6 protein-coding genes are annotated in these 8,080 nt (G+C 61.1%); 5 read left to right on the top strand and 1 reads right to left on the bottom strand.

From position 1 onward, the window contains the following. The 3 genes from ACXRVY_RS11690 to pdxJ form a co-directional block, all read left to right on the top strand. Positions 1-229 (top strand): KH domain-containing protein (locus tag ACXRVY_RS11690; protein WP_177141992.1); only part of this gene is annotated, 229 nt, incomplete at its 5' end. A 166-nt stretch (positions 230-395) separates the two neighbouring features. After that, entirely contained in the window at positions 396-1,079 is a 684-nt protein-coding gene (gene recO, locus ACXRVY_RS11695; RefSeq protein ID WP_223460290.1) for a DNA repair protein RecO, read from the top strand. 52 nt (positions 1,080-1,131) lie between these two features. Further along, positions 1,132-1,878: a pyridoxine 5'-phosphate synthase gene (gene pdxJ / locus ACXRVY_RS11700; RefSeq protein ID WP_458237437.1), complete on the top strand. Its 747-nt coding sequence runs from the start codon at positions 1,132-1,134 to the stop codon at positions 1,876-1,878. A 124-nt stretch (positions 1,879-2,002) separates the two neighbouring features. On the opposite strand, the gene mltF is transcribed toward pdxJ, so the two are convergent. Further along, positions 2,003-3,463: a membrane-bound lytic murein transglycosylase MltF gene (mltF, locus tag ACXRVY_RS11705; RefSeq protein ID WP_223460292.1), complete on the bottom strand. Its 1,461-nt coding sequence runs from the start codon at positions 3,461-3,463 to the stop codon at positions 2,003-2,005. Positions 3,464-3,748: 285 nt separating this feature from the next. On the opposite strand from mltF, the gene purL reads away from it, so the two are divergent. Both purL and ACXRVY_RS11715 read left to right on the top strand, forming a co-directional pair. Continuing rightward, entirely contained in the window at positions 3,749-7,645 is a 3,897-nt protein-coding gene (purL, locus tag ACXRVY_RS11710) for a phosphoribosylformylglycinamidine synthase (RefSeq protein WP_458237438.1), read from the top strand. A gap of 5 nt (positions 7,646-7,650) precedes the next feature. Beyond that, positions 7,651-7,962 carry a YqfO family protein gene (locus ACXRVY_RS11715; protein ID WP_223460325.1) on the top strand — a complete coding sequence of 104 codons (312 nt, stop codon included), beginning with the start codon at positions 7,651-7,653 and terminating at the stop codon, positions 7,960-7,962. Positions 7,963-8,080: the final 118 nt, after the last annotated feature.

The following is an 8,080-nucleotide window of genomic DNA, read 5'->3' on the forward strand; positions in this document are numbered from 1 at the left end:
GGGCAAGACCCTGCACATCCATGCCTTGATCCTCGTCGAGCGCGATGGCCAGAAGAAAATCATCATTGGCGACAAGGGCGAGCGTATCAAGCGCATCGGCACCGAAGCGCGCAAGGACATGGAGTTGCTGTTCGATTCCAAGATCATGCTCAACCTGTGGGTCAAGGTTAAGGGTGGCTGGTCCGATGACGAGCGTGCGTTGCGTTCGTTGGGTTACGGCGACCTGTAAAGCCGGACCCAAGTGATGTAACTGTAGGAGCGAGCCTGCTCGCGATAGCGGTCTGTCAGTCAACGAGTGTGTTGAATGTTAGTCCCTCATCGCGAGCAGGCTCGCTCCTACAGTGGTTTTGGGGTTGTCAGTAATATCTGCTTCTTCATCGAGATCTGCGATTTCCATGTCCCAACCCATCGCCCAACCCGCCTACGTCCTGCACTCCCGCGCCTACCGCGAAACCAGCGCGTTGGTGGATTTCCTGACGCCACAAGGCAGACTGCGGGCGGTGTTGCGCAGTGCCCGGGGCAAGGCCGGGACGTTGGCGCGGCCGTTCGTACCGCTGGAAGTGGAATTCCGGGGCAGGGGTGAGCTGAAGAATGTCGGGCGCATGGAAAGTGCCGGGGTTTCCACCTGGCTCAATGGCGAGGCACTGTTCAGCGGTCTTTATCTCAATGAGCTGCTGATTCGCTTGTTGCCCGCTGAAGATCCGCTCCCTTCGGTGTTCGATCATTACGCCGCCACCTTGCTGGCCCTGGCCGAGGGTCGACCACTGGAGCCCTTGCTGCGCTCCTTCGAGTGGCGCTTGCTCGATGACCTCGGCTACGGTTTTTCCCTGACGACTGATATTCATGATCAGCCCATCGCGCCGGACGGCCTCTACCGTTTGCAAGTGGATGCGGGGCTTGAGCGTGTCTACCTGCTGCAACCGGGCCTGTTCAATGGCGCCGAACTGCTGGCCATGGCCGATGCAGACTGGAGTGCGCCGGGCGCGTTGTCGGCAGCCAAACGCTTGATGCGTCAGGCGTTGGCCGTTCACTTGGGCGGTCGACCGCTGGTTTCCCGAGAGTTGTTTCGAAAGCCGTAAATTCCTTGTGTATGCTGTGCACCGAACTTTCTCTTCTTCTGGAGCGCTTTCCGTGACCACCAGCACCCGCATTCTTCTTGGCGTGAACATCGACCACGTTGCCACCCTGCGTCAGGCCCGGGGCACCCGTTACCCGGACCCGGTCAAGGCGGCACTGGACGCGGAAGAGGCGGGCGCGGACGGCATCACCGTGCACCTGCGCGAAGACCGTCGGYACATTCAGGAGCGCGACGTTCTGCTGCTCAAGGATGTGCTGCAAACCCGCATGAACTTCGAAATGGGTGTCACCGAAGAAATGATGCAGTTCGCCGAACGCATCCGCCCGGCGCACATTTGCCTGGTACCTGAAACCCGCCAGGAACTGACCACCGAAGGTGGTCTGGACGTGGCAGGGCAGGAAGCGCGGATCAAGGCCGCGGTTGAGCGCCTGTCGAAGATCGGCTCCGAAGTGTCGCTGTTCATCGATGCAGATGAGCGGCAGATCGAAGCCTCCCGCCGTGTCGGCGCGCCGGCCATCGAACTGCACACCGGGCGTTACGCCGACGCAGAAACCCCGACCGAAGTCGCCGAAGAACTCAAGCGTGTGGCTGATGGCGTGGCCTTCGGTCTGGCCCAGGGCCTGATCGTCAATGCCGGCCATGGCCTGCACTACCACAACGTCGAAGCCGTGGCGGCGATCAAGGGCATCAACGAACTGAACATCGGCCATGCGCTGGTGGCCCATGCGCTATTCGTTGGCTTCAAGTCGGCTGTTTCGGAAATGAAGGCGCTGATTCTGGCGGCTGCTGCCAAAGCTTAAAGAACGACACGAAACCCTGTGGGAGCGAGCTTGCTCGCGATAGCGGTCTGACAGACACAGTTGATGTGACTGAAAGGGCCTCATCGCGAGCAGGCTCGCTCCTACAGTGGTTTGGTGGTGGTTTTTAAAGCGGCGCAGGCTCCTGCGCCGGCTTGGTCTTGTCGATCCCCGGCACAAGCAGTTTGCCCTCGGCGACCTGATCGCCTTCAAGCTGCGGCTGCGTGACCCAGGTCAGGATGTCGTAGTACCGACGGATGTTCGCCACGAAATGCACCGGTTCGCCGCCACGGGCGTAGCCGTAACGGGTTTTGCTGTACCACTTCTTTTCCGACAGGCGCGGCAGGATCTTCTTCACATCCAGCCATTTGTCCGGGTTCAACCCTTCCTTGGCCGCCAGTTTGCGGGCGTCATCGAGGTGGCCGCTGCCGATGTTATAGGCCGCCAGGGCAAACCAGGTACGGTCCGGTTCCTGAATCGAGTCGTCGAGCTGGTCTTTCATGTAGGCCAGGTACTTGGCGCCGCCCATGATGCTCTGCCTGGGGTCCAGGCGGTTGGACACGCCCATGGCCTGCGCGGTGTTCTGGGTCAGCATCATCAGGCCGCGCACGCCGGTCTTGGACGTGACGGCCGGTTGCCACAACGATTCCTGGTACCCGATGGCCGCCAGCAGGCGCCAGTCGACTTTCTCTTTCTTGGCGTACGACTTGAAGTGCTGTTCGTACTTGGGCAGGCGTTGCTGCAAGTGTTGGGCAAAGGTGGTGGCGCCCATGTAGCCGAGAACGTCGACATGCCCGTAGTAACGATCCTTGAGGCGTTGCAGGGTGCCGTTTTTCTTGACCTTGTCGAGGTACTCGTTGATTTCGTTGAGCAGGCTGTTGTCGTCGCCCGGCGCGACGGCCCAGCTCTGGTTGCTGGCGTCACCGAGGTCGAAGGCGACCCGGATGTTGGTGAAATACACCTGGTTCATCGCCACTTCGTTGGAGTCGACCAGTGTCAGGTCGATCTGACCTTCGTCCACCATGCGCAGGAGATCGACGACCTCGACCGCGTCAGACTCTTCGTATTCGATGCCGGGAAATTTCTGTTTCAGCTGCGCCAGTTGTTCGGTGTGGGTGCTGCCCTTGAGCACCATGATCTTCTTGCCCACCAGATCCTTCGCATCGGTTGGCCGAGACTGGCCGTTGCGGTAGATGATCTGCGGGGTGACTTCCAGATAGGAGTGCGAGAAGCGCACCTGCTTCTTGCGTTCTTCGCTGCTGACCAGCCCGGCAGCCGCCAGTACCGGGCCATTGGGCTTGCCGACCTGGTCGAACAGGTCGTCCAGGTTGTCGGCGGTCTCGATCTTGAGCTCGACCCCCAGATCGTCGGCGAAGCGCTTCACCAGCTCGTATTCGAAGCCGGTTTCACCGTTGCGATCCTGAAAGTAGGTGGCGGGGCTGTTTCGGGTAACCACCCGCAGCACACCATCCTCCTTTACGCGCTCGAGCGTGTTGGGTTTATCAACACAGCCACCGAGCATCAGGAAGAGTCCGGTTGCGATCAGCCATTTGGCGTACCGCGGACGCAAAGCCGTTGGGAAAAACATCTGCGCAGTATACGCAAAGGACCACGGGCGCCATATCTCGACAGCGAGGGGCTTGTCTGCTAGACATCACAAAAACGGCCGAAACCCCGCAGAAATGGGCCTTGTCTGCATTTTTTCACCGTTAAAATAAGCTGTTGTTACACATTCAGTTAACCTGACTTTCAAGGCAGAAACACAGATCGACGTCCGGGTGCAACCGTGCGTAGCGTTTCGGGTGCTGTCGCGGGCTGTTTAGGCTAGAATGCACGGCCTCAAAGCACACCCCTTCCCGAGGCTGTCCCGAAGATGTTGATCCTGCGCGGCGCTCCTGCCCTTTCTGCCTTTCGCCACAGCAAACTCCTTGAGCAACTGAGCCAGAAGGTTCCGGCTGTCAGTGGCCTGTATGCTGAATTCGCTCACTTCGCCGAAGTTACCGGCGTCCTGACCGGCGACGAACAGCAGGTGCTTGCGCGCCTTCTGAAGTACGGTCCAAGCGTTCCGGTACAGGAACCGACCGGTCGTCTGTTTCTGGTGCTGCCGCGTTTCGGCACCATCTCGCCGTGGTCGAGCAAGGCCAGCGACATTGCCCGTAACTGCGGCCTGGCGAAAATCCAGCGCCTGGAGCGCGGCATCGCGTTCTACGTGGCCGGCCAGTTCAGCGACGCTGAAGCCCGGTTGATCGCCGACGGTCTGCACGACCGCATGACCCAGATCGTCCTGGGCAACCTCGAACAGGCCGCCGGCCTGTTCAGCCACGCCGAACCGAAACCCCTGACCGCCATCGACGTGCTGGGTGGCGGCCGCGCCGCGCTGGAAAAAGCCAACACCGAGCTGGGCCTGGCCCTGGCCGAAGACGAGATCGATTACCTGGTCAACGCCTTCGTGGGCCTTTCGCGCAACCCGCACGACATCGAGCTGATGATGTTCGCCCAGGCGAACTCCGAGCACTGCCGTCACAAGATCTTCAACGCCAGTTGGGACATCGACGGCCAGAGCCAGGAAAAAAGCCTGTTCGGCATGATCAAGAACACCTATCAGATGCACAGCGAAGGCGTTCTGTCGGCTTATAAGGACAACGCTTCGGTGATCGTCGGCTCCGTGGCCGGTCGTTTCTTCCCGGACCCTGAAACCCGCCAGTACGGCGCGGTGCAGGAGCCGGTGCACATCCTGATGAAGGTTGAAACCCACAACCACCCGACCGCGATTGCCCCGTTCCCGGGCGCGTCCACCGGTTCCGGTGGCGAAATCCGCGACGAAGGCGCGACCGGTCGCGGTGCCAAGCCGAAAGCCGGCCTGACCGGTTTCACCGTGTCCAACCTGCAGATCCCGGGCTTCGAACAGCCGTGGGAAGTGCCGTACGGCAAGCCTGAGCGCATTGTCACCGCGCTGGACATCATGATCGAAGGCCCATTGGGCGGCGCGGCATTCAACAACGAATTCGGCCGTCCGGCGCTGACCGGTTACTTCCGTACCTTCGAACAGTCGATCACCACCCCGCACGGTGACGAAGTTCGTGGCTACCACAAGCCGATCATGCTGGCTGGCGGCATGGGCAACATCCGTGAAGAACACGTCAAGAAAGGCGAGATCCTCGTCGGCTCCAAGCTGATCGTGCTCGGCGGCCCGGCGATGCTGATCGGCCTGGGTGGCGGCGCGGCTTCCTCCATGGCCACCGGCACCAGCTCGGCAGACCTGGACTTCGCTTCGGTACAGCGCGAAAACCCGGAAATGGAACGTCGCTGCCAGGAAGTCATCGACCGTTGCTGGCAACTGGGCGACAAGAACCCGATCAGCTTCATCCACGACGTGGGTGCGGGCGGTCTGTCCAACGCCTTCCCGGAACTGGTCAACGACGGCGACCGCGGTGGCCGTTTCGAACTGCGCAACATTCCAAACGACGAGCCGGGCATGGCCCCGCACGAAATCTGGTCCAACGAATCCCAGGAACGTTACGTTCTGGCGGTCGGCCCGGCTGACTTCGAGCGCTTCAAGGCGATCTGCGAACGCGAGCGTTGCCCGTTTGCCGTGGTCGGCGAAGCCACTGCCGAACCACAGCTGACCGTCACCGACAGCCACTTCGGCAACAGCCCGGTGGACATGCCGCTCGAAGTGTTGCTGGGCAAAGCCCCACGCATGCACCGTTCGGTGGTTCGTGAAAACGAACTGGGCGACGATTTCGATCCGTCGACCCTCGACATCGCCAACTGCGTCGAGCGCGTTCTGCATCACCCGGCCGTGGCCAGCAAAAGCTTCCTGATCACCATCGGCGACCGCACCATCACCGGCCTCGTGGCCCGTGACCAGATGGTCGGCCCGTGGCAGGTTCCGGTGGCCGACGTTGCCGTCACCGCCACCAGCTTCGACGTCTACACCGGTGAAGCCATGGCGATGGGCGAGCGTACTCCGCTGGCACTGCTGGACGCTCCGGCGTCGGGCCGCATGGCCATCGGCGAAACCCTGACCAACATCGCGGCTTCGCGCATCGGCAAGATCTCCGACATCAAACTGTCGGCGAACTGGATGTCCGCTGCCGGTCACCCGGGTGAAGACGCGCGCCTGTACGACACCGTGAAAGCGGTCGGCATGGAACTGTGCCCTGAGCTGGGTATCACCATTCCGGTGGGCAAGGACTCGATGTCCATGGCCACCCGTTGGAACGACGAAGGCGTGGACAAGTCCGTCACTTCGCCGATGTCCCTGATCGTGACCGGTTTCGCGCCAGTGACTGACATCCGTCAGACCCTGACCCCGCAACTGCGTATGGACAAGGGCACCACCGACCTGATCCTGATCGACCTGGGCCATGGCCAGAACCGCATGGGCGCCTCGATCCTCGCGCAGGTTCACGGCAAGCTTGGCAAACAGGCGCCGGACGTCGATGACGCCGAAGACCTCAAAGCCTTCTTCGCGGTGATCCAGGGCCTCAACGCCGACGGTCACCTGCTGGCTTACCACGACCGTTCCGACGGTGGTCTGCTGACCAGCGTTGTCGAGATGGCGTTCGCCGGTCACTGTGGCCTGAGCCTGAACCTCGACGGTCTGGCAGAAACCTCCGCCGACATCGCCGCCATCCTGTTCAACGAAGAACTGGGTGCCGTGATCCAGGTTCGCCAGGACGCTACCCCGGACATCCTCGCGCAGTTCAGCGCTGCCGGTTTGGGCGACTGCGTATCGGTGGTCGGTCAGCCGATGAACAACGGCGAGATCAGCATCACCTTCAACGGCGAAACCGTATTCGAAGGTCAGCGTCGTCTGCTGCAACGTCAGTGGGCCGAGACCAGCTACCAGATCCAGCGTCTGCGTGACAACGCCGACTGCGCCGAGCAAGAGTTCGACGTGCTGTTGGAAGAAGACAACCCGGGCCTGAGCGTCAAGCTCAGCTACGACATCAACCAGGACGTCGCCGCGCCTTACATCAAGAAAGGCATTCGCCCACAGGTTGCCGTACTGCGCGAGCAGGGCGTCAACGGTCAGGTGGAAATGGCGGCTGCGTTCGACCGCGCCGGCTTCAACGCGATCGACGTGCACATGAGCGACATTCTGGCCGGCCGTGTCGACCTGAACGAGTTCAAGGGCATGGTCGCTTGCGGCGGTTTCTCTTACGGCGACGTACTGGGTGCCGGTGAAGGCTGGGCAAAATCGGCGCTGTTCAACAGCCGTGCCCGCGATGCGTTCCAGGGTTTCTTCGAACGCAACGACAGCTTCACCCTCGGCGTGTGCAACGGTTGCCAGATGATGTCCAACCTGCACGAGCTGATCCCGGGCAGCGAGTTCTGGCCGCACTTTGTGCGTAACCGTTCCGAGYAGTTCGAAGCCCGCGTTGCGATGGTGCAGATCCAGGAGTCGAACTCGATCTTCCTGCAAGGCATGGCCGGTTCGCGCATGCCGATCGCCATCGCCCACGGCGAAGGTCATGCCGAATTCGCCAGCGAAGAAGCACTGCTGGAAGCAGATCTGTCGGGTTGCGTGGCGATGCGTTTCGTCGACAACCACGGCAAGGTCACCGAAAGCTACCCGGCCAACCCGAACGGCTCGCCGCGCGGGATCACCGGTTTGACCAGCCGCGACGGTCGCGTGACCATCATGATGCCGCACCCGGAACGTGTGTTCCGTGCCGTGCAGAACTCGTGGCGCTCCGATGACTGGAACGAAGATGCACCGTTGATGCGCATGTTCCGTAATGCTCGCGTGTGGGTGAACTGATAGCCGTGTACAAGCTCAGCTTCTTCGTTCCCGACAGTCATGTCGAAGTGGTCAAAAGCGCCGTATTCGCCGCCGGTGGCGGTCGAATCGGTGCTTACGACCACTGTGCATGGCAGGTGTTGGGCCTGGGTCAGTTTCGTCCACTGGACGGCAGCCAGCCGTTCATTGGCGAGGCAGGGCAGGTCGAGCAGGTCGAGGAATGGAAGGTTGAGCTGGTGGTGGCCGATGAGTCGATTCGCGCGGTGGTGGCGGCTCTGAAACAGAGCCATCCCTATGAGACGCCGGCTTATGAAGTGTGGCGGTTGGAGGATTTCTGATCTTCCTGGCTGCTGAAATGAAAAACCCGCTGAAAGAGATTTCAGCGGGTTTTTTGTTGATCGGGTTTTTGTGGTGTTGCTAATGGCCTCATCGCGAGCAAGCTCGCTCCCACAGTGG

Source organism: Pseudomonas sp. P5_A2_2 (genome assembly GCF_054177685.1).

Coding starts and splice junctions, on each gene's coding strand:
- recO (WP_223460290.1), top strand. CDS start 396: ATGTCCCAACCCATCGCCCAACCCGCCTACGTCCTGCACTCCCGCGCC.
- mltF (WP_223460292.1), bottom strand. CDS start 3,463: ATGTTTTTCCCAACGGCTTTGCGTCCGCGGTACGCCAAATGGCTGATC.